Source organism: Rhizobium sp. R635 (assembly GCF_002211285.1).
In the GTDB taxonomy this organism is placed as follows: domain Bacteria; phylum Pseudomonadota; class Alphaproteobacteria; order Rhizobiales; family Rhizobiaceae; genus Rhizobium.
The window spans coordinates 1-24,378 of the sequence record NZ_LOKX01000019.1; the positions used below are offsets into that span (position 1 = coordinate 1).

Sequence of the window (24,378 nt, forward strand, 5' to 3'; positions counted from 1 at the left end):
GCCCAAACATTCGAATCCCCCTCGCTACGCCGTCCCCAAAAGCGGCGTCGATGCCTGATGACAAAACAGCCTTGACTAAGGCAATGCGATTAGACAACCGCCGCACACTTTTGCGCGACATGCTCTAAGGATGGTCGATCATGATTACGCCATGGGCAAACGATGATCCGGAACCCGGCGTAGTGCGTCGCCAGAGGGCAATGTCATCCGGCCGCCAGAGCCGAGACGTCCAAGTTTAATAAGTTTTCACTAATTTACGCTTAAGTTTTGGTTAAAATGCGATTCACCCTCTTCGCATATGATGCCAGCCGTTTCCGGTCGCTGCCGCGTTAAAGCGTGATGCAACAGCTATACCGCCAGTGGCAGATCTCCGCCCGAAACGCGATCAGCTATCGCGCCAAGTTCGCCCTGGCGACGGAGATCGCAAAATGCGATATGTCGTCCCGCGAAATCCGCCGCGCTGCCCGCCGGGTCGTGCGCGCACTGGAAGCCGTCATCGACCTTCCGATCGCCAGCGCCGATGTCTTGAAGCGCGCGCGGCAACACTTCAGCGCATTGACCGACCTGCTTTCAGCCAGCGGCGAGTAGCGGCGCGCATTTTAGGAGGCCGGCACTACGTCACGCGTTGGCGGCGCCATCCACAATATAACCCCGCCTCAGGGCGCAGCGCCGAAGAAGGCGAGCCGGGTGAAGATCGTATAATCCGCTTCCGAAACCATCAGCGCCACGAAGACCAGCACCAGCAGCGGCGGCAGCAGGATGGCGTAGACCAGCGCCAGCCGCTCCCAGGCCATGTGCATGAAGACGGCGACGATCAGGCCGGCCTTCAGCATCATGAACACGAGGATCAGCGTCCATCTGAGATAGCCCTGAATCCCGAGATAATCGACCATGTAGGAAAAGGCGCTGAGCACGAAGAGCAGGCCCCAGACGAGGAGATAGAGCCGGATCGGGTGCTGCTGCCCGGTATGCGCCTGTGCATGCACCGTTTGGGTTTGCGCGTGTGCCGTTGTCTCGCTCATGACGACCCTCACCACAGATAGAAAAATGCGAAGATGAAGACCCAGACCAGGTCGACGAAGTGCCAGTAGAGACCCATGATCTCGACGGCCTCGTAGCGGCCTTTCCGGCTGGTGAAGAAGCCGCGCCGTTCGACGTCGAAATCGCCGCGCCAGACCTTGCGGGCGACGATGAGGAGGAAGATGACGCCGATCGTGACATGGGTGCCGTGAAAGCCGGTGATCATGAAGAAGGTCGATCCGAACTGCGCCGCCCCCCATGGGTTTTCCCAGGGGCGCACGCCTTCGGTGATCAGCTTCGTCCATTCGAAAGCCTGCATGCCGACGAAAGTCGCCCCGAGAAGCGCCGTCAGCAGCATCAGGACAGCCGTCTTCCCGCGGTCGCGACGATAGCCGAAATTGACCGCCATCGCCATGGTGCCGCTGCTCGAGATCAGCACGAAGGTCATGATGGCGATCAGGATCAGCGGAACGTCCTGGCCGCCGATATGGAGCGCGAAGACCTCGCTCGGATTGGGCCACGGGACGGGCGTCGACATGCGGGCGGTCATGTAGGCGATCAGGAAACAGCCGAAGACGAAGGTGTCGCTCAAGAGAAAGATCCACATCATCGCCTTGCCCCAGGAGGAGGTCTTGAAGGCGCGCTGATCCGAGCTGAAATCGGCCGCGACACCGCGCAGGCCCGCCGACCCGAGGCCGGCCTCGCCATGTGTCTGGATAATCCGTGTCATGTCCAAACCTCCTCCGTTGAGCCCGCTAGCTCAACAATGTGCGGCAGAGATCGACGAAATCGTTCGCCCACCCGGCAAAGAGCGCAAAGAGCAGGAACCAGACGGCAAGCATGAAATGCGAATAGACGGCCGATAGATCGACGCGGAGGCTGAGCCTGTCGGTCGCAGCCTCGCTCGCGAATGCCTTCACGGTCGTGTGCGCAAGCACGGCAAGCCCGCCGAGAATATGCAGTCCGTGCAGGCCGGTCAGCATATAGAAGAAGCTGTTGGCGGGATTGTCGGCAAGCACGTAGCCGGCCGCCACGAGCTCCCGCCAGGCCTGGATCTGTCCGACGAGAAAGAAGACGGCAAGGGCCAAGGCCGCGGCAAGCGCCGGCCGCAGACGTTCCATGCGGCCATGCCGCGCTTCGCCTTTCGCCCATTCCAGCGCGGCACTGCTTAGGATCAGGGCCGCGGTGTTCACCCAGAGAAGGCGGGGAGCCGGCATCCCCCACCAATCGGCCGAGGCCATGCGCATGAAATAGGCGCTGACGGCAAGGCTGAAGAGAGCCCCGACGACGCCGAGAAACACGAAGAGGCCGATCTTGACCGCCGGCACCGGCGGCCGGTCGGCGCCGTCATGAGCCGGCAGCTGCACCGAGCCGGTTTCGAGCCAGGGCTTCGAGGTCAGCCGCTGTCCGGCAAGCCACCAGACGATGATGGCGCCGATTGCCGCGAGGAAGATCAGCGTGACGTTCATGCCGGGCTCTCCCGGGTTACGCTCCCGCTTGCCGGCACCGTCTGCGGAATGAAATCCTCGGCCGCGCCGGGCACGCTGTAGTCATAGGCCCAGCGGTAGACGACGGGCAGATCCTTGCCCCAGTTGCCGTGCGCGGGCGGCGTCTGCGGCGTCTGCCATTCGAGCGTCGTCGCCCGCCATGGATTGCCGCCCGCCTCCCTGCCCCGGGAAAGGCTCCAGACCAGGTTGAACAGGAAGACGATCTGGGCCGCTCCGACGATGAGCGCCATGACCGTTATGAACACGTTCAAACTATGGGCCGACGGCGGGACGAAGGCTATCTCGCCGAGCTCGAAGTAACGGCGCGGCACGCCGAGCAGGCCGAGGTAATGCATCGGAAAGAAGATCGCATAGGTGCCGAGGAAAGTGACCCAGAAATGGATCTGGCCGAGCGCCTCGTTCAGCATGCGCCCCGTGACCTTCGGATACCAGTGATAGATCGCCCCGAAGATGACGAGGATCGGCGCCACGCCCATGACCATGTGGAAATGCGCGACCACGAACATCGTATCCGACAGCGGCACGTCGACGACGACGTTGCCGAGGAAGAGGCCGGTCAGGCCGCCATTGACGAAGGTGACGATGAAGGCGAGCGCAAACAGCATCGGCAGCGTCAGATGGATGTCGCCGCGCCAGAGCGTCAGCACCCAGTTGTAGACCTTGATCGCCGTCGGAATGGCGATGATCAGCGTCGTGGTGGCGAAGAAGAAGCCGAAGGCCGGGTTCATGCCGCTGACATACATGTGGTGCGCCCAGACGACGAAACTCAGTGCGCCGATGATGACGATCGCCCAGACCATCATGCGGTAGCCGAAGATGTTCTTGCGCGCATGGGTGCTGATCAGGTCGGAAACGATGCCGAAGGCGGGCAGCGCGACGATGTAGACCTCCGGATGCCCGAAGAACCAGAACAGGTGCTGGAACAGGATCGGGCTGCCGCCGCCGTGCTTGAGCTGCTCGCCCATTTCGACGATGGCGGGCATGAAGAAGCTGGTGCCGAGCAGGCGGTCGAACATCATCATGACGCAGGCGACGAAGAGCGCGGGAAAGGCAAGCAGCGCCATGACGGTCGCGGTGAAGATGCCCCAGACGGTGAGCGGCATGCGCATCAGCGTCATGCCTCGCGCCCGCCCCTGCAGCACTGTTACCACATAGTTCAGCCCGCCCATGGTGAAACCGATGATGAAGACGATCAGCGAGGAGAGCATCAGCAGGATGCCCCAGTCCTTGCCGCCCGGCGTGCCTGATAGAACCGCCTGTGGCGGATAAAGCGTCCAGCCGGCCCCCGTCGGGCCGCCGGGCGCGAAAAAGCCCGCGACCAGGATCAAAACGGCGAGCAGATAGATCCAGTAGCTCAGCATGTTGGCGTAGGGAAACACCATGTCGCGGGCGCCGACCATCAGCGGAATGAGATAGTTGCCGAAGCCGCCGAGGAAGAGCGCGGTCAGCAGATAGATCACCATGATCATGCCGTGCATGGTGATGAACTGATAATAGTGATCGGCGTCGATGAAGGTGAAAGTGCCGGGAAAGGCGAGCTGAATCCGCATCAGCCAGGAAAGCACCAGCGCCACCATGCCGATCGAGATGGCGGTCACCGAATATTGCACGGCGATGATCTTGGCATCCTGGCTGAACACATATTTCGTCCACCAGCTATGCGGATGATAAAGCTCGACATCCTCGACTTCGGCGGGCGGGATGACATCTGCGCCGCCGGACGGAATCTCGACCATGATATCTCCTCCCTTTCCCCGCCGGTTCAGTTTGCCCGCGGCGGCTCTCCCGATGACGCCGTCAACTGGGTGAATGTCTGCTGCTGCCCGAGCCAGGTCTGATAGTCCGCGTCGTTGTCGACCACGACGGTGCCGCGCATCTGCGGATGGCCGACGCCGCAAAGTTCGGCGCAGAGGATCTCGAAAGTGCCCGTGCGCGTCGGCGTCAGCCAGAAATAGGTGACCATGCCGGGGATCATGTCCATCTTGGCGCGGAACTCCGGCACATAGAAATCATGAAGCACATCGACGGAGCGCAGCAGGATATGCACCGGCTTGCCGACGGGCAGATGCAGTTCGCCGCCTTCGACGATGATATCGTCGAGGCCGCTTGCATCGTTCTTGTCGAGGCCGAGCGGATTTTCCGGGGTGACGTCGCGCGTTTCGGCGCGGCCGAGCTTTCCGTCCGCACCCGGCAGGCGGAAACTCCACAGCCATTGCTGGCTGACGACTTCGATCGATGCGGCATCGGCCGGCACCGATATGAACTGGTTCCAGACGATGAGGCCGGGGGCCAGCATCGCCGCCACGCCGACCGCCGTTCCCGAGGCGAGCATCACCTCCAGCCTGCGGTTCTCGGGCTCGTAATGCGCCCGGTTGCCCGGCTTGTGGCGGAAGCGGTAGACGCAATAGGCCATGAAGGAAACCACCGCCACGAAGACGATGCCGGTGATCCAGAAGGTGATGACGAGGGTGCTGTCGATATAGGTCCAGTTGGACGCGATCGGCGTCCACCACCAGGGGCTCAGCACATGGAACAGCACGGAGCCGACGACAATCAGGACGAGGATCAGCACGACAGCCATTTCCGCTCCTCCTCGAGCAGGTTGACCCGTGAAACCGCATTCCGTAAAAAGTCCGTATTTATTATCGCACAGATAGAAAATATCGGCAATTACGGCGATTTAGGCATCGCTAAACCGCCGCACCCCGTCATTTGGAGTATTGCTTCTCATTTGGAATATTGCTTGAGGTAGGCGACGAGATTGGTGATTTCCTGATCGTCCTTCACGCCGACGAAGGCCATCTTCGTGCCCTTCACCTTCGCTTTCGGATTGTGCAGATAATCGCGCAGCGTCGCCTCATCCCAGACGAGGCCGCCCTCGCCGGCCGCCTTCATCCCGCTCGAATAGGCAAAACCCGGATGCGTTCCGGCCGTGCGGCCGAACAGCCCGTTCAGCGACGGGCCGACCTTGTTCGTATCGGTATCGGCGACGTGACAGGTCGCGCATTTCTTGAAAACGGCAGCACCCGCCGTCGCATCGCCCTCCTGTGCCCCCGCGCCGGCAGGGGAAAGGGCAATGATGGATATGGCAATCAGCAGAACAACACGATCGTCCACGGCAAACCTCATCCTCCTCAAGGTTTCCCAGCCACTCGCACCTTCCGCAGCCATTGGCGTCCGGAATATGTTAGCGATGCTTAAAGTTTAGTGCTTCGCGGCTGCAAGTCAATCGGTCCCGCAATTCTGAGGCGTTCACCCGCAGCAAGCGGAACCGTTCCATTTCGATCGCCCGTTCAATGCCCGGTGAAAACAAGGGTCTGAACCGGCAGCAGCATCGCCTGTATGCGCAGGATCATCGCATGCACGACGCCGACCGTGTCGACGACATGCAGGAACACCCAGCGCGGCGTGCTGATATTCGGATCGGCGAGCGCATCGTGGTTGTTGGTATAGGCATTGGCGATGCAGCTGCTGCCCGGCGGCACGTCATCCAAGCCGCCGGCGAAGAGCGGCTGCAGGAACACCGTCAGCGTGCCGGGTTTCGCCATCTGCTGGACGTCGACCAGCTGGTCGGTGGGGCGCAGCTGACCGGCCGCGATCACGTCCTGCACCTCGGTCACGACGAGCGGGATGATGGTGAACGGCTTGCCGACGCAGACGGCCTCTGCGACCATTCCGGGTTTCATCACCTGCGCCTCGATCTGCCCGAAGCCGGCGATCAGCGTGCCGCGGCCCGCTTCGCTCGGCACCAGGATGCCGGCAGGCCGCAGCATGGTGTTCAGCACATCGCCGGGCCGCAGCGTGAACTGCTGGACGGTGCCCGATACGCCCGCCCTGACGAGCGTCTTGTCGAGTTCCACCTGAGCCTCGGCCTGGGCCGCCTCCGCGCTCGCCTTCTGCGCCGGCAGGAGAACGCTGAGCTTGGTTTGCAGCGTCTCTTTCTTGGCGAGCGCGGCGCTGAGCGAGCCTTTGCGGCCTTCGACCGTATTGGTGAGGCGGACCACCTCGCGGCGGGCAACGGCATCGTTTTTCAGGAGCTGCGTCTTCATCTCCAACTCGTCCTCGGCCACTTTCAGGGCGCCTTCCGCCTCCTGAATCTGGCCGTCCATGCTCGCAAGCTCGGTCTGGGCAACCTTCGCTTCCGCCTCGGTCTCGGCAATCTGCCGCCGCGCCGTCTCAAGGGCCGCCTTCTGCTGTGAATCGTCGAGCCGGAAGAGCGGCGTGCCGGCGGCGACCTTTTCGTTGACGCCGACATAGACTTCATCGACCCGTCCGGAGGCTTCCGGCAGGATCGTGACGGTGCGGAACACCGCCGTGACGGTTTTCGTCGAGGGATGGAAATAGAAGATCATGGTGATCAGCGAAACGGTCAGGATCAGGCAGGCGGAGATGCCCCAGCGCAGTTCGTACCACATGCTGTAAAGGGTGATTTCCTGGCCGATGCGCTTGCCCTGGACATAGCGCCGGTAGAGATAGTCGGGGAAGATGGTCAGCATTGAGCAAAGCATCAATTCGAGCATGATCAGATCCCCTCTTCGTGCAACGTCTTGGCGGTAGCCCGGGCTGGTGCTTCCGCCACTGGTTCCGGCGCAGGCGCAGGGGCCGGTTCCGGATGACCGGCTGCGGCCGGCGCCTCCTCCTCGAGTTCGGCCGGATCACGGCCGGCAAGCCTGGCGAGCGACCGGGCGATCGAATAAAGCGGCGTCGAAAAATCGGGAAACCGGATGAAGGCCAGGAGTAGGCCGAGGATCCAGTAGAGATGATTGTGGGTGAAGAGCGAGATCAGCGCCAGCACCGCGACGATCTCCATCTGCACCTTGTTCGTGTGGTGGGCGATGCGTTCGGGAACGGCGTGAAGCTGGAAGTAGAGGTTGCCGATCACGAGAATCATCACGAGCAGAAACACGATGACGCCGACGAACAAATAATCCGTCTGGCCCGGTCCGGTGATGAAGCCGGGCACGTGGTTGGTGAGAGCGGAGTGATAGTCTTCCATCGAAATCTCCTTTCCTGAACGCCATGGTGGTCAGGCTTGCCAGCCGGCCGCATGGGCCATGTCAGCCGGCGCCTGCCGCCAGCGCCTGTTTGTGCGCCGTCAGGGCCTGCTGCGCCGCTGCGGCCGTATCGGCAGCCTTGTCGCCGGCGACCTGGACGGTCGGCACGGCGAGCCGGATGCCGTTTTCATTGAATGCCTGATAGATCATCCGCAGCGCCCGGCGCTTCAGCGTGAACTGCTCTCCGGGCAGCGTCATGAACTTCATGCGCAGCAGCAATCCGGAGTCGCCCAGGCTGTCGATACCCTGCATCTTCAAGGGCTCGATCGTGACGGGCTTGAACTCGGGGTCGGCGAACAGGTCCTGGCCGATCTTCTTGATAATCTTGCGGGCCTTTTCGACATCGGCGTCGTAGGCCACGGTGATCGTCATCTTCTCGATCACCCAGTCGCGGCTCATGTTCTGGATCGCGCCGAGTTCACTGAACGGCACGATGTAGACGGCGCCGCGGTGATGCCTGAGCTTCACCGATCGAAGGCTGAAGGATTCGACGCTTCCCTTGTAGTTGCCGCTCTGGATGTATTCGCCGACGCGGAAGGCATCGTCGAGCAGGTAGAATACGCCGCTGATGATGTCCTTGACGACGGTCTGGGCGCCGAAGCCGATCGCAACGCCGACGACGCCGGCGCCGGCGATCAGCGGCCCGATCTCGACGCCGAGCGAAGACAGCGCCATCATCAGCGCGATTGCGGCAAAGAGGATCATCAGCACGTTGCGCAGGATCGGCAGCAGTGTGCGGACCCGCGCCCGGCGGCGCTCCTTCTCGCTGCCGGCCTCGTAGGTCGTATCGGTCTCGCCGAGCTTGCGGTCGATGACGACGCGCACCAGGCTCCAGGCGAGATCGATGACGAGAAGGATGATGCCGGCGCTGAGCATGCCGCGAACGATGCGCAGCATCGGCGTGTCCTGCATCGTCATCCGGGTCAGCTCGACATCGAGGGCACGGGCGAGCAGGAGGATGGTGCCGACGATGACGATTGCCCGCACACCGCGCTCCACCAGCACGGAGGCGATGCTTGCCCGCTCGGCCTTTTCCTCGCCGGCGGCAGAGGACAGAATATTGGCGATGGAGACGCGGACGAGCGCAAGGATGGCCGGCAATGCCGCGCACACCGCAACGATCCAGAAGAGCTTCACCGCGCCGACGACCCAGAGAGCCCAGAGACCGATGAAATAGGCGGTCCACAGCCAGTTGCGGATCGCCCGGCCGATGCGCGGCGCCTGCCCCTCGGCCGGCGCGTCCACCGGCCGGCGCCACAGGCTTTCGATTGCGATCGCAAGGAGCACGACACCCAGCGTATAGGCGACCAGTTGCCGCGAGGCGGGGGGAAGGCCGAGCGTTCCAAGCAGCCGCACCGTCACCCAGCCGAAGGCGAACCAACCGCAGAGATAGCCGAGACGGCGCGCCCAGTGGGTGGCTGCCGCATCGCTGACCGGCACCAGGCGAAATCCCGGCTGCGCCGTGGCGGCCGGAGGCGCGAGCAAAGCGCGCAGGAGCGCGGCCGCGAGGCGGAAGGCGACGAAAGCGAAGAGGTAGCCGACGACGATTTCGCGCACCAGCGGCGGCCAGTCGAAGACGAGGAAGAAGCCGATGCTGCCGAGCGCGAAGGCGAGCACGTGACATACGGCCCAGAGAAGCTTCGCGCCGAGAAGGACAAGCCGCTCCCGGACGGTCGAAAAGGGCGCCCGCTCCATCCAGCCGCGCCAGCCGCCGCTGATCCGCCGGAAAACCCATTGGGCGGCGAAGCCTGCCGCCATGAAGGCGATCAGCAGGACCACCGGCCGGGTGCCGCCGTTCGCCTGGATATCACGCTCGAGCACGGCCGCGGCCGTCATCATCGCCGCTGGAAACGAGGCCGCGGCGTTCGTCAGATCGGACGAATGCCGGCGGAAGCGCGTGGCGAATTCGGCGAAAGAGGGATCGGTCGGCTTCGCCTCGCTGGGCGCGGCAGCGGCTTTCGCCGCCGCCTGCTGCTTCAGCCAGTCCTGCACCGCCGGATCGGTGGAGAGCGCTATGAACTGCTCGATCCGTTCGGCCGGCAGTGCCGCCGGCGGCGTCTGCGACATTGCGGGCATGGCCATCAGCGCGGCGGCGAGAGATGCCATCACCGCCAGCAGCAGCGTTCGAAGAACGTTCCTTGATGACACCATCCGCATGATCCCTCCCAATCCCCGCGTGTCGGGCGCTGCGCCCTATGGCCGGCATTCCGTTCTGAAAGCATTGCCGCAGGCCGGCTTCGGGCCGCCGCCAGGCCCGCCACGCGCGCCGGCATCGGCGGTGTAGGCATCGCGCGTATCCTGATCGACGACGGCGGCGGGTGCTGCCAGCACCAGGCCCGCGGCACTGCCCGCCGCCGCTGCCGTTTCCGTCGTCGCCACGAGGATTCTCTCGCCAAGGCCGACGCGGCTGTCGGTCAGCGTCTGCCCTTCCGAGATACGGGCGCCGATCAGCTGGACGATCTCCGGCGAGGCCGCGAACTTGGCATGGTGGAGCCGGTCGCTGGTCTTCACCTTCGTCAGGTCGATGACGTTGATCTCGTTTTCCTCGAGCTCCTGCTTGTAGGGCGCCTGCTCGGGATCGATGGAGCCGAGGCGGGCGACATCGCCCCAGACCCTTCGCGAGACGGCGAGCGCCTTGTCGTCACGGGACACGAAGAGCGTGAACTGGGGGTGCTGCTTTCCCATGTCGCCGATCTGCTGGCGGAACACGTCGACATCGACGTCGGGAGCCGCGAGCATGACGTTCTTGAATTTCGCCGGCAGGCGGCCATTGCGGATCGCCATCTGCCGCAGGCCTTCCATGGCGAGCCAATTGCCCATCGAATGGGCGAGGATCGAGACTTCCTTGATCTCCGGATCGCGGTAGAGATACTGGAACAGCTTCTCCAGCGCGTTGCGGGTATAATTCGTGCTCTCCCGATCATATCCGTAGGCGAGCAGCCGGCCGCGCGAGGGCCATGTCACCAGCACCGGCGCGCTGTGCACGCCGGAATCATGGACGATCTGGGCAAAACGGTAGACGGAATCCTCGAAGCGCGTGTTGTAGCCATGGATGAAGACGAAGACGCTCCTGTCGGGGCTCTTGCGCACGCTCGCGCTCAGCCAGGCCTTTGCCCCGTCGATATCCATCTCGGCTGCCTTGAGCGTCGCGAAATCGGTTTTGGGGTTGGACGGCAGCTTCTTCGGCCAGGCGACTTCGCCGGTCTTGCGCCCCGGCGGGATCGAGACGGTGATATCGGCGAAGGTGGGCTCGCGGGCGCGCTCGCCGCTGAACATCTCTCCGGGGACGGGAGAGCGGCTGCGCGTCGTGGCGACCAGCATGTCGACGCGGTCGGCGCGAGGAGAGGTCTCGGCGACCGGGGTCAGCACACCCTTCGGATGCCCGCCGCAGCCCGACAGGCAGATCACCGTAACGCAAACCAGAAGCCGTCGAAGCGTCTGGCGAAAAGCGGCCTGCCTGCCGCGCATGTTGCTGATGTTCACACTGCTCCCCACACTGACGCATACTGCCGGGTCGGACCCTGCCCGCATCGAAGAGATTGAGCCAAAGACGAAGCCGCAGGCATGTATGTTCCTGTATGTTACAGGTAACGGCACCCTTCGCTTGGTTCGGCCGATGGCGAGCGCAGCCTGTCGGCCACGCCGCCGTCAATTCCCCGGCGGGTCGTTTTGCACAGGCAGACCGGCAGCCTCCAGCCCGTTGAAAAATCGTTCCTGGTCCTCGATCCGCGCCAGCCGCCAGACCACCTCCCGCCTGACATTCGGGATCAAGCCTGGCGACCGGGCCTCGATCCAGTCGATCTGCTCCTTTGCCTCCGCCGCTTTTCCAAGGGTGCCGAGGATCGAAAGCAGGACGAGGCGGTGCATCGGATTGTAGTTGAGGTCCGACATGCGGGACCATAATTCCGCGGCTTGCGTATCGCCCCGCATGAAGGCGCAGAGCGCCATCCCCACCTCGTAATATCCCTGCGGTCCGGCATTCTTGCCGACGGCCTCCGAAATCAGCTCGCAGCCCCTGTCCCATTTTCCCGACATCGCCAGACGCAGGCCGTATTCGCCCGCCACTTCGGTATCGTTCGAATTGCTGGCATAGGCGGCTTCGCCGGCGCGCAGGGCCTCGGCCGGGTCGTTGCCGAAGAAATTGGCGAGCATCAGCGCCTGAAGCGCACGCGCATTCTTCGGATCGAGATGCACGGCGCGTTCGGCAAGCTCCCGGGCGGTGGCGAGCGTGGCAGCCGTCGGTTTCGTGTTCAGCTGATATGGAAAGCGGAATTCGTCGAGATGGGTGAGCGAAAGAAAGGCCACGACGTTGGAATCGTCAGGCATTTGCTCGGCCGCCTGCTGAAGGCAGGATTTTGCCGCGCCCTGCGCCTGCGCGGTCATTTCGCTGCGGTAGCTGTAGTAGGCCAGAATGCAGGAAAAAGCGTCCGCGCTCCCGGCGATGCTGGCGGTGTCCGCCTGGAAAATGACGCCGAACGGGCGCGCGACCGCCGTCGCGATCTCCTCGGCAAGACTTGCCTGCGTTTTCAGGATGCCCTGGACTTCCATGTCCGCATCGTAATTGTTCGCCCAGATGACGATCCCATCGGCGCGCCGCACGAGCCTCGCCGTAGAGCGCAGCGTTCCGCCTTCCAGCCTGATGCTTCCCCGCAGGGCATAGATCGGTTGCGACGAAATCTCGCCATCCCTGTTGCCCGGTAAAGCGGCGGCGACGACGATGTCGTTGAAGGGAACGAGCTTTTCGATGATGTCGTCGGTGATGCCCTGGGAGATGTCGGATGCGGCTCCGCCGCCGGAGGCGCTTTCGAAGCGCTCGACGACGATGGTCGGGCGGCCGACGCTTCCCGGCAGCGTCTCATTCCCGGTATCGACCGACCTCACATGCTGCAACATCGCGGCGGCGGCCAAGACAGCCGCAGCACCTCCCGCGAGAAGCCAGTACCGGGACCACGGCAAGCGCCGGATCGCCTTGTCCCGGCTGACCGTATCCCCTGCCGGGGCGGCGGCTTGCGGCCCATCGTCTCCCGGGGGCGGCGGAGCGGACTGGCCGGCTTGCTGCATCTCCGCAGGCTCCGCGCCTTGCCTCACCTCGAAGACAGGCGCATAGCCGCCTCTGGGAATTGTGATGATGATCCGGTCCGCGGCGCCGGCGGTCAGGTAATAATGTTCCAGTTCCCTGCGCAGCCGTCCCGCTTCGATACGGACACACGGATCCTGCTGCGCGTCGAAGCTCGCATCCCGGCCGAAAACCGCCTGTGCGATGGTAAATGCCTTCAGATAGTCCCGATGGCCGGCAAGCGTTTCGGTCACCACGAAGTCGAGGAACCTCCGCGCCCGCTCCGGAAGACGGAACTCCGGGCTGGACAGAATGCGGTCGAGTTGCTGCCGCGCCTCTTCGGGTGAAGAAACGTCGCCGCCAGCCCTGTCAACGCCTGCATTTGCCATCGGCTCCCCCAGACCCCGATTGCGAACAACCTGCAGCATACGGTCATGGACGATAGACCTCCGTCGACACGTCGGCAATGTCATTAAACAGAATAATCTAATTAAGATAAATCTTATTCACAGCCTGCCGGACACCAATACAGATCCGCATAGGCCCGCACCGGCGTAGGATACCGTATCCTACCGCAGCGGACATGTATTTTACTGCCTTCGTCTCGCCGCGCGCTCTATCATCGCCCAAGCATTCTGGAGGAGGCGGCGAGATGACATCACCTGAAACGTCCACATCCCATCCCATGACGAGCGCCGAGGACCTGCGCAAACGCGCTTTGGAACTCCAGCTCCTGGAAATGGAGCGCAGCGAAAAGATCAAGGCGCGTGAGGCAAAGAAACATGCCGATTTCGTCGAAGATTTCTTCCGCAAGCAGATCGGAGAAGCCGAACGCGCCGTCATCAAGCGGCTGGTGATGAGAGCGGCGGCGGACGGCAAATACGAGGCGCTGATCTACAGTTTTCCATCGACCTTCTGCACGGACAGCGGCCGTGCCATCAACAACAACCTCGCCGGATGGCAGAAAACGCTGCAGGGAAAGGCGAAGGAGCTCTATGAACTGTTTGAGGAGGTCGCCAAGCCGCAAGGATACGGGCTCAAGGCGATGATCATCAACTTCCCCGACGGCATGCCCGGCGACGTCGGCTTCTTCCTCACCTGGGAACCGCCAGTCGATGATTGACCGGCTGCGGGCGTATTGCCACGCCCGCAAGGATTGACGCTCGCCGGGATCGAAACGGCGAGCGAGATGGCCGGCCTAAAGCGCGTCGCGATCTTTCAGATTCGCTCCTTGCGCTTTAGGTCTTTGTTTTTAAGCATGTCGTTATCGCAAACCGCCGCACACTTTTGCGCGACATGCTCTAATCCCTCACCACGGTCCAATTCGCATCCGGATTGAAATCCTTGATCGCCGCGGCGCGCTCTTCCGTTGCCGGGCCCAGATCGCGCTGATAGATGACGCTCATCCCGTTGACCATGAAGGTCTGCACGCCTGTGACCCTATATTTGACCGGCCAGGCGATCAGCGCAAAGCCGGCGGTCATATAGCCGTTGACGACGTAGCTTTGCTTGCCGCCAAGGACATTGTCTCCCTGGGATGTCAGGATACGGTAGCGATAGCCGAAATAGCCCTCGCCGCGTTTGGCGGCGCCGAAGGCGGCCGTTTCGACCAGGCCGCTTGCCGGGCTCTCCTCGGGATAAACGCTCGGGTCCCAGTACAGGCCATCGAGCTTGCCGGGACTGCTGATCAACTTCTTTGCGAACTCATAGATGCCGTCGCCGTCGCGGTCTGCGGATGCGAACTGATACTGGGCCACGACATATTCATGCATGGTGTCGATGGTGGCGAGCTCGTTCTCGCCGATGCGGCGATTGGTAATCTCCTCAAGGCCACGCTGCGTATCGAAGAACCATTTGCCGTCCTTGTCCTGGCTCAGCGGAAACGGCAGCGGCCAGAGCCGGTCGCCGATCGCAACGACCTTGAGATCTCCGTCGTCCCGCAGAACCGCCTTCCGCTCCGCGCCCTCGCGGATCAATCCGTAAGCGATCATCGCCTCGTTGCTGGATCGAAGCTTGTCGGCCTTGAGGCCGAGCAGAGCGGCAAGATCGTCGATGTTGTTGGAACTCAGAACCGCTTTCAGTCTGTCGACCACAAGCGACGGGCTGTCGAATTTCGGCGAAGGCGCTGCCGCCTTGTATTCGGCGAAATTAGTCGGCGCTTGCGAGAATGCCGGCGTTGCCGGCATCGTGCAGAGCGCTGCCGCGAACATGAGCGGAATGACGGTCGATTGGCGTCTCATGATGTAGCTCCCTGATCTGGAAAGAGGTCTCAACGCCGTCCACCACCGCGGCCACCGCCGCCACGGCCGCCACCGCCGCCGCCCTGCGGGCGCGGCCGGGCCTGAGGCGGACGGGCTGATGGGCGATGGCTCATGCTCTGCGCCCCTCGCTGCGAGGAGACGGCCTCCCGGCGACCAGACTGCGGGCTGCCGAGAGCGCTCGATTGGCGTCCGCGATTGTCGGGCCTGGCAGCCATCTGCGGCTTATTGGATCTGTTGGCAGCCTTTTGAGCGGGTTTGGCAGGGCGATTGGCGGCCTTCTGAGGACGCGCCTCCGGCCGGGACGCGGCCGGCCGATTGGCCGCGGTCGGTCTGTTGGCCGCAGGCTTGGCCTTCAGCCCCTGCGCCGTGTTCTTGCGGATATCGTCCGCCCGCGCCGAATTGGCGCGATTGCCGGGCCTCTGGCTCGCCTGGATATCGTTGGCCCGATTGCGCAACTGGTTGCGATTGTCGGCCTGCAGACCGGATTTGATCGCCGACCGGTCCAAGTTCGAGAGCTGGTCCTTGCCGATGCTCAACTTGCTGCGGTCGACATTGCTCCAGTCGACGTCGTTCCACTTGAGCTTTCCATTGAAATTGCGGTCGTTCAGGCAATTGTTGCAGTCGATGTCGATATCGCCGTCCCAGCGGCCGCCCCACACACCCCAATCGTCCCAGTTGACGATGGCAGCCCAGGTCAGCCCGGTGACCGCGGCGGCAAAGAACCCCGCCCCGGGATAATAATAGTTGTCGTAATAATCGGGATAATAGGAGATCGGCTCCGAAACATACCCCGGTTCATAGAGCATTTCCGGCGGATATTGCGGGATATAGATCTTCTCGGGATCGGTCGGCCGGATGATGATATTGTCGTTCTCGGTGACGACAGTGACCTTGTCGTCCGTCTTGATGATGTTCTTTTCCACCGCTTCGTCGCGAAGCTGCTGAATGGCGATCAGGACGTCCTTCTGCTGGTTGGTGAGCGCATCGGCGAGCGATTGGGTCCAGTCGAGATCCTCGCTCATCATCTTGACGATGTCGGGATAATTGAGCAGCGAAATGACGCTGCCGTCCCAATCGCTTTTCGGCTTGAGGTCGGAATTCTTCTTTTTCGCCTCGAGGAAACGCTGCGCCTCGATGATCTCGAGAGGAAAGAGCGAGGCGGCGGAAATTGCCGCGACCAGTTCGTCCGGATAGAGCGCGATGCGCGCCACGAGCACTTCCAGTTCATCGTCGGAAAGAAGTGCGGCCGCCGGTTCTCCGGCACTCGTCTGGGCTGGTGCGGCTGCCGGCGCAGCCGCAGGCGCAGGCGCCTGGGCGCGCGCGGGCAGGGCCGGCTGAAAAGCAATGATCGCCACAGCCGCCAATCCGGTGATGAGTTGGCCAGCAAGCGCTTTGCGGGAAATTGCTCTCATCGCATCGACCTCCCTTGGATCAAACAATACGAATGCCTTCATCGAGACTTCGGACCGGTCAGGGGCGGCCGGCCGAGCATGACTATTTTCGACTGGGCGATCGCCTCACCCATCTCTTTCAGCAGAGCCTCGACCAGGCCCGCATATTCCAGCCGCCGCGCCTCCCGAACCGCCTCGGGCAGACCCTCGACCTGCGCCAGAGCGTGTGCGGCATCCGCGAGATCCTCGCACATGCTATGAAAGGGCTCGTTCACATAGAAAAGCCGCTGTATCAGCCGCGTCTGGTTGGGGAAGTAAGTCTCAGCCGTCTCGAGGGCGGACAGATATGTCGAACCTTTTTCTCCCGACGCCATCTCCGCCCCCGCCGTCGAACTGCGCTCAGCAGATGTGAAAAACTATACAGCAGACGCACTGGCGGCTGACGTAAAATACGCGATCCTACGGGTGCCGGCTTTCGAAGGGCCGGGAGAATTTGCGGCACAGCGCCGGAATGGCATGAAACGAGCCGATCGCGTTCCTGCGCCCTTGCGCGGAGAAGATCTCCTCGAAGCTGTGGCTCCCGGCAACCCGATAGAGATTACGCGATGCTACGAGCCTCAACGCCGAAACGGGCCTAATATCGACTGTTGATAGCGATCGAGCGGCTCGGCCAGACCGGCCGGAAGGGAGCGGCCGTGTTCTTCGACTATCTCGTCTTGAGCGTCCCGGCCTTCCTTGTCGTCATCATGGCCTGCGACGCGGTCGCCAACGCACGAACCACACCATCAGGACGCTGCCGAACGCCTGGCGACGCCGATCCCGGTCATCGGGCCAAGCAGCGAGACGCGCCCCGAGAGGAACCAACGGTGAGAGCATAGGAGCCAGCGGTGACAGGTAGCATTCCGATGTTGCGGGGCCTGAGCGGTTTCAGCTGGGATTGGCTTCGCAGCGATATCCCCGCCGGGCTGTCGGTCGCCGCCGTCGGCCTGCCGAGCGCCATCGCCTATCCGGCGATCGCCGGCCTGCCGCCGGAGACCGGCATCTATGCCAGCATCCTGGCGCCGATCGCCTACGCGATTTTCGGCCCATCGCGGCTCTTGGTCGTCGGGCCCGACGCGGCGACGATGACGGTGCTTGCCGCTGCCATGGGCGCCATCATCGCGGCCATGCCTGCCGGCACCCCCGTCGACCGGGTTGCGATCGCTTCTGCGCTTGCCATCGGTGTCGGCGTCTTCTGCATCGCTGCGAAACTGTTGCGGCTCGGCGTTCTCGCGAGCTTCCTGTCCCGGCCCATTCTGGTCGGGTTCTTCGCCGGGGTGTCGCTTTCGATCCTGGTCGGACAGATCGGCCGCTTCACGGGCGTGAAAATCGAATCCGACGGACTGATCGCTCCGCTCGTCGAAATGCTCGCCAAGAGCGGCCTGATCCATTGGCCTTCGCTGATCCTCGGCCTTGCCATGTTTGCGCTGCTGTGGATCGTCCGGGCCTTCCATCTGAAGGTTCCCGGCCCGGTTCTGGTGGTGGTCGTCTCGGTCGTGCTGTCGGCGATCTTCGATTTCCGCGGCCACGGCATCGCCGTCGTCGGCGACCTGCCGAGCGGCTTGCCGGCCCTTTCGCTGCCCGCATTTCATCAAATGCCGCTCGACAAGATCGTGCTCGGTTCGGCCGCGATCTTTCTCGTCAGCTTCGGTGCCGGCATCGTGGCCGCGCGCAGCTTCGGGTCGCGAACCGGCGAGGAAGTCGATGCAAATCAAGAGCTGATCGGACTTGGCGCCGCCAATATCGCGCCCGGCCTTTTCGGTTCGTTTCCGATCAGCGTGTCGGATTCCCGCACCGCCATAAACCTGTCGGCGGGCGGTGTTTCCCAGCTTGCAGGGCTGGTTTCGGCCGCGACGCTGGTTGCGGCGCTGGTTTTCCTGAACGATGCGCTGCGCATCCTTCCGATCCCGGCGCTGGCGGCCATCCTGGCAACGGCGGCGATCAGCCTCATCGATGTCGACGAGCTCAGGAAGATCTGGCGCATCAGCCGTATCGAATTCATCTTCGCGCTGATCGCCATGTGGGGCGCGATCAGCTTCGGCGTTCTCAACGGCGTCATCGTCGCCATCGCGGCCACCTTCGCCTATCTCCTGCGTCAGACGATGTTTCCGCGCGACGGCCTTCTCGGCCGCATCGAGGGGCGGCACGGCTTCTTCGACATGCAGCGTTTTCCGGAAGCCCGTCCCATCGAGGGCGCGGCCGTCTTTGCGGTCCAGGGCAGCATCCTGTTTTACAACGCCGATTATGTGCGCTTGCGGATGATTTCGGTCGTGAAGGCGCTTCCCGCCGAAACCAGATGCCTGGTGCTCGATGCAAGCGCCATCACCTATATCGACAGCACCGGGGCGACCGCACTCGAGGCCGTGGCCGAACTGCTTGCGAAGCGCAACATCACCTTCGCGATCGCCGACCTCAGCGATGAAAGCCGCGCCATTCTCCATCGTGCCGGGGTCATCAAGACGATCGGCGCCGACAATCTTTTCAACGGCAGGGAAGAAGCCTTGCGGGCGCTGATCGGCGATATCGACCAGACCGACCGCCCCCTCCCCGCCGGCACTGCATCCTAGTTTCACAAGGAGGGAGAGCCATGGACGAAAACTACGAGCCGAAACAGGCCGAAGTAGAAGCAAGCCGCAGCAGCAAAGATAAAAAGAAAAAGAAATCATGGGATTACGACAAGGAGATCGGCCGCCTGCAGGTGGAACTGGCGCATCTTCAGGCCTGGGTGAAAAAGTCGGGCGCAAGGATCGTCATCATCTTCGAGGGGCGCGACGCCGCCGGCAAGGGAGGCATGATCAAGCGGATCATGGAAAGGCTCAGCCCGCGTGTTTTCCGCGTCGTGGCCCTGCCCGCTCCCACCGACCGGGAAAAATCGCAGATCTACATGCAGCGTTATATCGCCCATCTGCCGGCAGCCGGCGAAGTCGTGATCTTCGACCGCAGCTGGTATAACCGCGCCGGCGTCGATCGCGTCATGGGCTTCACCAGCGAAAAGAAAGCGCAGCGTTTTCTCGAGCTCGCACCCCGCTTCGAAGCGGCGATCGTCGAAAGCGGCGTCATTCTGCTCAAATATTTCCTGACGGTCAGCGAAGAAGAGCAGGAACGCCGCTTCCGGCGCCGGATCGACGATCCGCTGCGGCAATGGAAGCTCAGCCCCATGGACGTCGAATCCTACCAGCGCTGGTGGGATTATACGCGCGTCTACGACGAGATGCTGCGGATGACCGACAGCAACCATGCGCCATGGTGGATCGTGCCTTCCGACGACAAGAAACGCGCGCGGATCAACTGCATCTCGCACATCCTGCAATCCATCCCCTATGAACGGCTGAAGTTCGAAGAGCCCGATCTCGGAAAACGCCAGAAGCGGCCGTCCGACTTCGTGGAGGATCGCAGCGTCCGCCATGTCGTGCCCGACACGACGTCATAGAAGATGTCGCGCAAAACTGTGCCGCGGTTTTACGATCACGACACGCTTTAAAGCATGGTCTGGAACCTGGCGGATGCGACGATGGAGCAGGCAGCCGATACGACAGCGCAAGGCACCGGTGCGGGTCAGATTTCGATAGAGGCGAGAGTGAGCGATCTTGTCCGGTTGGGCATCATCGGGCTTTTCGCTTATTGGACGATGACGCTCATCGCTCCCTTCGCGCTGATCGTCATCTGGTCGGCCATTCTCGCCGTGGCTCTCTTCCCGATGTTTGCGGCGCTCTCGCGGCTGATCGGAAACAGGCCGGTGATTGCCGCCATCGTCGTCGTCGTCGGTTGTCTCGTCCTGATCATCGCGCCGCTCGCCCTCGTCGCGGTTAATTTCGCCGACGCCGTGCAGGCGCTGATCGGCAGGTTGCGGACGGGAGAATTCACGCTGCCCGCGGCGCCCGACGCCATCCGGGATTGGCCTGTCGTCGGCGAGCGGCTCCATGAGACCTGGAACCGGATTGCCGGCGATCTCGCTTCCACCATCATGAAGTTTCAGGCGCCGATCCGCGAGGTCATGGGCGTTGTCGTGACGAAGCTGGCCTCGATCGGTGGCGGCGTATTGAGTTTCGTCGTCTCGATCATGCTCTCCGGCGTGTTTCTCACCCAGGCGACGCGCCTGGCGGCGGCGATACAGGTTCTGGCAAGCCGGGTCGCGGGTGAAAAGGGCGTCGGTTTTGCCCGGCTGGCGGGAACCACTGTGCGGAACGTCTCGCGCGGCGTCATCGGCGTCGCCTTCCTGCAAACCCTGCTCTGCGGATTGTGCTTTGCCTTCTTCGATGTCCCGGCGCGCGGAGCGCTGACCTTCGTGGTCTTCATGCTCTGCGTCATGCAGCTCGGGCCCGCGCTCGTGCTCCTGCCCCTCGTCATCTGGGCCTGGTTCGCCTGGCCGTTCGCCAGTGCCCTTGTCTTTACCTGCCTTGCGGTGCCGATCTCGATCGTCGACAACATCCTGAAGCCCATCCTGATGGCGAGAGGCCTCTCGACTCCCATGGCCGTGATCCTGATCGGCGTCATCGGCGGCACGCTTTCCCACGGGCTCCTCGGCCTCTTCCTGGGGCCGGTCGTGCTCAGCGTCTTTTATGAGCTGCTGAGAGCCTGGGCCTGGCCGCCGGCGATCGCGGAGGGAAGCGAACAGGATCACGCGCCCGGTTTCAACGCCGAAGCCGGGCGCGCGGGGTAATCCTCCGCCGATCTACCGGTTGGTACAGTAGACGACGACCTCCTGCTCTATTTCGAGGCAGAGCTCCTCATATTCCTGGACGAGCTTGTCTTCCCTCGGGCTTTGGGTCCGGAACCGATCCAGCGCATCGACGGCAAGATCGTAGGCCTCGAACAATTCGCCGAGCGTCTCGCTGGTTATGCCCGCCAGCAGGTGGCGGATGTCCGGAAGCCGCAACATCAGTTTTCTGCGGCCGCGTTCCTGGCTCATGGGTTAGCCCCGTATTCGAAGCGTGTCTGCACCTGATACGAAAATAGAAAGGTGCCGGATTGTTCCCGAGGTCACAATAACAGTATCAGACGGGGAGCCGTCATTTGCAACTTAGTGCGGTATCGAACAATCGGAATCGCCTCGCCATTCGGAAAATTGATGCGCCGGCACGGTTTAGATGCCAATTCCAAAGCAAAACTTGCAACCGTGGGCTCGTGCGCTATGATGTATTAGAACTATCTCAGATAGTTGCGTGACTTGTCGTAGGGGCGATCATGAGAAGCGCAAACGTCAACGCCTTCAGCAGTCTTGGGCCGACAGCTGATGAAATCTGCCGGCAGGTCGAGCGAATTCTCGGAAGCGAGGAGTTTCACGCGCCCAAGCGTGGGCGGAACTTTCTCGAATTCGTCGTCAACGAGACGCTCGCCGGCCGATCGGGATTTCTGAAAGCCTTCACGATAGCAAACGTGGTTTTCGGCCGGGAAGCTTCCTTCGACCCGCAGAATGATCCCGTCGTCCGGATCGAGGCCGGCCGGATCAGAAAGGCGCTCGAGCGTTATTATCTCGTCGCGGGCCGCGCGGACGAGGTCATCATCACCGTGCCCAAAGGCGGATATGTGCCGCATTTCGAATATGCCCAGGGGCTGCCGCTCCCGCCGGCAGGCCCAGAAGACCCGGAGGAAACGCAGGCTGCGGAGCCCGACGACCGGGACGGTTCTCGTCGAAAGACGCCCGCTCCGATGCTTTCGGCCGTTCCTGTCCCCAGAATCGTCATAGCCGCGGCCCTTGCTCTTTTCGCCTTGGCCTTTGCATTTGCATTGTCTGGTCAGGGGCGGCCGAGCGCGTCATCGCCGCCTGCGGCCGCCGAGCCGAAAGTCGTCGTCGAGTTCTTTGCCGAGAGCGGCTCCGCCGACCCCGGTTCGGACATAGCGCGCGGGCTGAGGGACGACGTGATCGGCCAGCTTGCCCGGTTCGACCACATCGTCGTGGTTGCCGATCCGCTGCGCGGCGAGCGTGCCGCCGGTGCCGACTACGCGCTCCAGGGCAATGTCCAGCTCGACGAAAGCAGGTTGCGCGCCGCGGCCAGGCTGGTGCGCCAATCGGACGGTGCCGTCATCTGGGCCAAGAACTTCGATGCCGATCTGGATGCCGAGAACAAACTCGTCATCCAAGGCAATATCTCCCGGCAGATTTCCAGCGCCATCGCACATCCCTATGGCGCCATCTTTCAAACCGAGACGGATAAGATCGCCCGGCCGGCGCAAAATGGCGACCAGGATGCCTATGCCTGTACCCGCGCCTATTACAGCTACCGTCAGGCCATGACCGCGCAAAGCCACAGCGCCGCACTGGAATGCCTGCTGAAGGCGACACAGCGTTTTCCCGACAACGTGACGTCTTGGGCATTGCTGTCGATGGTCTATCTCGACGAGCTGCGGTTTCGCCATAAGCTCGGCGCTCCCTCTTCGGTCGAGCCGCTCGAACTGGCGACCGCGGCGGTGGAGCGGGCGGCATCGCTCGCGCCAGGCGATCCCCGGGTGCTGCAGGCGCTGATGATGGTGGGCTTCTTCCACGGAGATATCGACAAGGCCCTGAAGGCCGGCACGGCAGCCCATGCCGCCAATCCCGGCGATGTGGAAGTCGCCGGCGAATATGGCTATCGGCTGGCGCTGTCCGGGAAATGGCAATCGGGCTGCGAACTGCTGTCGATCGCCCTCAACAGAGGCGCCGGCCCGAGCGGATACTATGAGGCCGGCATGGCGCTGTGCGCGCTCATGAAAGGCGATCTCGAACAGGCGGAACGGTGGTCGCGAAAGTCCGATCTCGGCTCGAACCCCGTCCATCGTCTCGTGCTGCTGTCCATTCTCGGCGCCGCCGGAAAGACCGCGGAAGCCGAACTGGAAAAGCATTGGCTTTATACCCATGCGCCGGCATTGATGACCGATATCCGCGAGGAGGTTTCCCTGCGCCTGCAACGACCGGAAGATCAGGAACGGTTCCTGAACGGACTGCGCGCCTCGGGGATCGATATCGGCGCGGTCCCGGCGAAGTAAGGTCGTCATCGATCGGGCGATGCGGCGCTCTGCCTGCGGCTGTTCGAAATCTCCAGCGCGATCTGCATGGCGATCTCGTCCTCGACATCGAGAATGGTCCGGCCGCGCAGCTCGCGATCATATTGATTGGCCCATATGACCGCGCCGTCCGCGCCGTTGATCAGGCGGACATGCAGATGAAGGACGGTGCCTTCGACAACCACGCTTCCCTGGAGATTGAACACCGGAACGATCGTTTGAGCGCCGGGCCGGTCGTGCGTGAGCACCACGAGATTTTCCGTCCTCATCAGCTTCGCCAGCAACTGGTCGGCCAGGCCTTTGGCAAAATCCATTCCCTCACGGGTGCCGCCGAGCGCCGTGAAAGGCTCGATGACGATGCTGGCCTTGCTCGCAAGCGTCGATGCGGCAGGCGCCGGCGGCACTTTCGGCGTTGAAAGATAGGCCTCCAGCGGGCGGATGATGGCCAGAACGGCGATCAGGCCGAACAGGGCGGGCACGCCGATCGGCAGCAGAAGATCGCGATAGGCGATCGGCCGGTCGAGGCTGCCGCGCTTGTTGCCGCTGTTCTGCACATCGGCCGCTTCGCCGGGATTCACACCGTCTTTCCTGCTCAAAAAATGCGGCGAATAGCCCCCTTTGGGGATGGTAATCGCGATCGGGTCGCTGCTTCCGCTGACGAGATAATATCGTTCGAGCGCGCGGCGAATACGCCCGGCCTCGATGCGCACGACCGGATCGCTCTGCGCGTCGAACGAGGCATCGCGTCCGAAAACCGCCTGTGCAATCGTATAGGCCTTGAGCTGTTCGCTGCGCCCTTCCAGCATCTCCTCGACGATATATTGCAGGAAACGCCGGCCGCGCTCGGGAGCATGAAATTCCGGACTGGCGAGGATACGCTCGAGCTGCTCGCGGACGGCTGCGGGGTCGTGAGGTGCACGGCTTCCTCCTCCCTCATCCGATACCATCGAGCCCTCCCGCGACGCATCGCCCATTCGCTCAACAAGGGGAAAAAGCCTTATACACCCGCCGATGCTTCAGGACTTCCGTAGCAATACGTAAGCGTTCCCGAATCCCGGCGCGGCTAAA

At 62.7% G+C, this 24,378-nt stretch carries 22 protein-coding genes; 6 read left to right on the plus strand and 16 right to left on the minus strand.

Annotated elements, in window-relative coordinates; all coding sequences use genetic code 11:
• The first annotated feature begins 339 nt into the window (after window positions 1–339).
• Window positions 340–588, plus strand: a complete 249-nt coding sequence (locus tag ATY78_RS15460) for a hypothetical protein (RefSeq protein ID WP_088683198.1) — start codon at window positions 340–342, stop codon at window positions 586–588.
• A 68-nt stretch (window positions 589–656) separates the two neighbouring features.
• Here the strand turns inward: ATY78_RS15460 and ATY78_RS15465 are convergent, their stop codons facing one another.
• The 11 genes from ATY78_RS15465 to ATY78_RS15515 form a co-directional block, all read right to left on the minus strand.
• Complete coding sequence (locus tag ATY78_RS15465) at window positions 657–1,022, minus strand: cytochrome C oxidase subunit IV family protein (RefSeq protein ID WP_088683199.1); 366 nt, start codon at window positions 1,020–1,022, stop codon at window positions 657–659.
• 8 nt (window positions 1,023–1,030) lie between these two features.
• Window positions 1,031–1,750 (minus strand): heme-copper oxidase subunit III family protein, encoded by a 720-nt coding sequence (locus ATY78_RS15470; protein ID WP_088683200.1) that lies wholly within the window; start codon window positions 1,748–1,750, stop codon window positions 1,031–1,033.
• 25 nt (window positions 1,751–1,775) lie between these two features.
• Window positions 1,776–2,489 (minus strand): cytochrome c oxidase subunit 3, encoded by a 714-nt coding sequence (locus tag ATY78_RS15475; protein WP_088683201.1) that lies wholly within the window; start codon window positions 2,487–2,489, stop codon window positions 1,776–1,778.
• Window positions 2,486–4,264, minus strand: coding sequence for a cytochrome c oxidase subunit I (gene ctaD / locus ATY78_RS15480; RefSeq protein ID WP_088683202.1), 1,779 nt, complete (start codon window positions 4,262–4,264; stop codon window positions 2,486–2,488). Before ctaD ends, ATY78_RS15475 begins: the two co-directional genes overlap by 4 nt.
• 26 nt (window positions 4,265–4,290) lie before the next feature.
• Entirely contained in the window at window positions 4,291–5,109 is an 819-nt protein-coding gene (locus ATY78_RS15485) for a cytochrome c oxidase subunit II (protein ID WP_088683203.1), read from the minus strand.
• A gap of 146 nt (window positions 5,110–5,255) precedes the next feature.
• A complete protein-coding gene (locus tag ATY78_RS15490; protein WP_088683204.1) occupies window positions 5,256–5,657 on the minus strand; it encodes a cytochrome c family protein in 402 nt (133 codons plus the stop codon).
• Window positions 5,658–5,821: 164 nt separating this feature from the next.
• Window positions 5,822–7,048 (minus strand): biotin/lipoyl-binding protein, encoded by a 1,227-nt coding sequence (locus tag ATY78_RS15495; RefSeq protein ID WP_088683205.1) that lies wholly within the window; start codon window positions 7,046–7,048, stop codon window positions 5,822–5,824.
• A gap of 2 nt (window positions 7,049–7,050) precedes the next feature.
• The gene (locus ATY78_RS15500) at window positions 7,051–7,524 is read right to left on the minus strand and encodes a hypothetical protein (RefSeq protein ID WP_088683206.1); all 474 of its coding nucleotides are present in this window, start codon (window positions 7,522–7,524) and stop codon (window positions 7,051–7,053) included.
• A 61-nt stretch (window positions 7,525–7,585) separates the two neighbouring features.
• Window positions 7,586–9,739 (minus strand): mechanosensitive ion channel family protein, encoded by a 2,154-nt coding sequence (locus ATY78_RS15505; protein WP_088683207.1) that lies wholly within the window; start codon window positions 9,737–9,739, stop codon window positions 7,586–7,588.
• 36 nt (window positions 9,740–9,775) lie between these two features.
• Window positions 9,776–10,987 carry an alpha/beta hydrolase gene (locus ATY78_RS15510; protein WP_348626694.1) on the minus strand — a complete coding sequence of 404 codons (1,212 nt, stop codon included), beginning with the start codon at window positions 10,985–10,987 and terminating at the stop codon, window positions 9,776–9,778.
• Between the two features lie 243 nt (window positions 10,988–11,230).
• On the minus strand, window positions 11,231–13,027 hold the full coding sequence (locus ATY78_RS15515; RefSeq protein WP_088683253.1) for a hypothetical protein: 1,797 nt from the start codon (window positions 13,025–13,027) through the stop codon (window positions 11,231–11,233).
• A 263-nt stretch (window positions 13,028–13,290) separates the two neighbouring features.
• On the opposite strand from ATY78_RS15515, the gene ATY78_RS15520 reads away from it, so the two are divergent.
• A complete protein-coding gene (locus ATY78_RS15520; protein ID WP_088683208.1) occupies window positions 13,291–13,761 on the plus strand; it encodes a hypothetical protein in 471 nt (156 codons plus the stop codon).
• Between the two features lie 178 nt (window positions 13,762–13,939).
• Here the strand turns inward: ATY78_RS15520 and ATY78_RS15525 are convergent, their stop codons facing one another.
• Genes ATY78_RS15525 through ATY78_RS15535 form a run of 3 tightly spaced genes read right to left on the minus strand, consistent with a single transcriptional unit; the run spans window position 13,940 to window position 16,664 of the window.
• Window positions 13,940–14,878 carry a DUF2950 family protein gene (locus ATY78_RS15525; RefSeq protein ID WP_088683209.1) on the minus strand — a complete coding sequence of 313 codons (939 nt, stop codon included), beginning with the start codon at window positions 14,876–14,878 and terminating at the stop codon, window positions 13,940–13,942.
• 29 nt (window positions 14,879–14,907) lie between these two features.
• Entirely contained in the window at window positions 14,908–16,311 is a 1,404-nt protein-coding gene (locus ATY78_RS15530; RefSeq protein ID WP_088683254.1) for a DUF3300 domain-containing protein, read from the minus strand.
• Window positions 16,312–16,349: 38 nt separating this feature from the next.
• Window positions 16,350–16,664: a hypothetical protein gene (locus ATY78_RS15535; RefSeq protein WP_088683210.1), complete on the minus strand. Its 315-nt coding sequence runs from the start codon at window positions 16,662–16,664 to the stop codon at window positions 16,350–16,352.
• A 513-nt stretch (window positions 16,665–17,177) separates the two neighbouring features.
• On the opposite strand from ATY78_RS15535, the gene ATY78_RS15540 reads away from it, so the two are divergent.
• From ATY78_RS15540 to ATY78_RS15550, 3 genes are all read left to right on the plus strand, one after another.
• Window positions 17,178–18,896, plus strand: coding sequence for a SulP family inorganic anion transporter (locus ATY78_RS15540; RefSeq protein ID WP_088683211.1), 1,719 nt, complete (start codon window positions 17,178–17,180; stop codon window positions 18,894–18,896).
• Window positions 18,897–18,916: 20 nt separating this feature from the next.
• On the plus strand, window positions 18,917–19,759 hold the full coding sequence (gene ppk2 / locus ATY78_RS15545) for a polyphosphate kinase 2 (protein WP_088683212.1): 843 nt from the start codon (window positions 18,917–18,919) through the stop codon (window positions 19,757–19,759).
• 81 nt (window positions 19,760–19,840) lie between these two features.
• Complete coding sequence (locus tag ATY78_RS15550) at window positions 19,841–20,989, plus strand: AI-2E family transporter (protein WP_088683255.1); 1,149 nt, start codon at window positions 19,841–19,843, stop codon at window positions 20,987–20,989.
• 12 nt (window positions 20,990–21,001) lie between these two features.
• Here the strand turns inward: ATY78_RS15550 and ATY78_RS15555 are convergent, their stop codons facing one another.
• Window positions 21,002–21,238 (minus strand): hypothetical protein, encoded by a 237-nt coding sequence (locus ATY78_RS15555; RefSeq protein WP_088683213.1) that lies wholly within the window; start codon window positions 21,236–21,238, stop codon window positions 21,002–21,004.
• 275 nt (window positions 21,239–21,513) lie between these two features.
• Between ATY78_RS15555 and ATY78_RS15560 the strand changes: the two genes are divergently transcribed.
• Window positions 21,514–23,292 carry a hypothetical protein gene (locus ATY78_RS15560; protein WP_088683214.1) on the plus strand — a complete coding sequence of 593 codons (1,779 nt, stop codon included), beginning with the start codon at window positions 21,514–21,516 and terminating at the stop codon, window positions 23,290–23,292.
• Between the two features lie 5 nt (window positions 23,293–23,297).
• On the opposite strand, the gene ATY78_RS15565 is transcribed toward ATY78_RS15560, so the two are convergent.
• The gene (locus tag ATY78_RS15565; RefSeq protein WP_088683215.1) at window positions 23,298–24,257 is read right to left on the minus strand and encodes a hypothetical protein; all 960 of its coding nucleotides are present in this window, start codon (window positions 24,255–24,257) and stop codon (window positions 23,298–23,300) included.
• Between the last annotated feature and the right edge of the window lie 121 nt (window positions 24,258–24,378).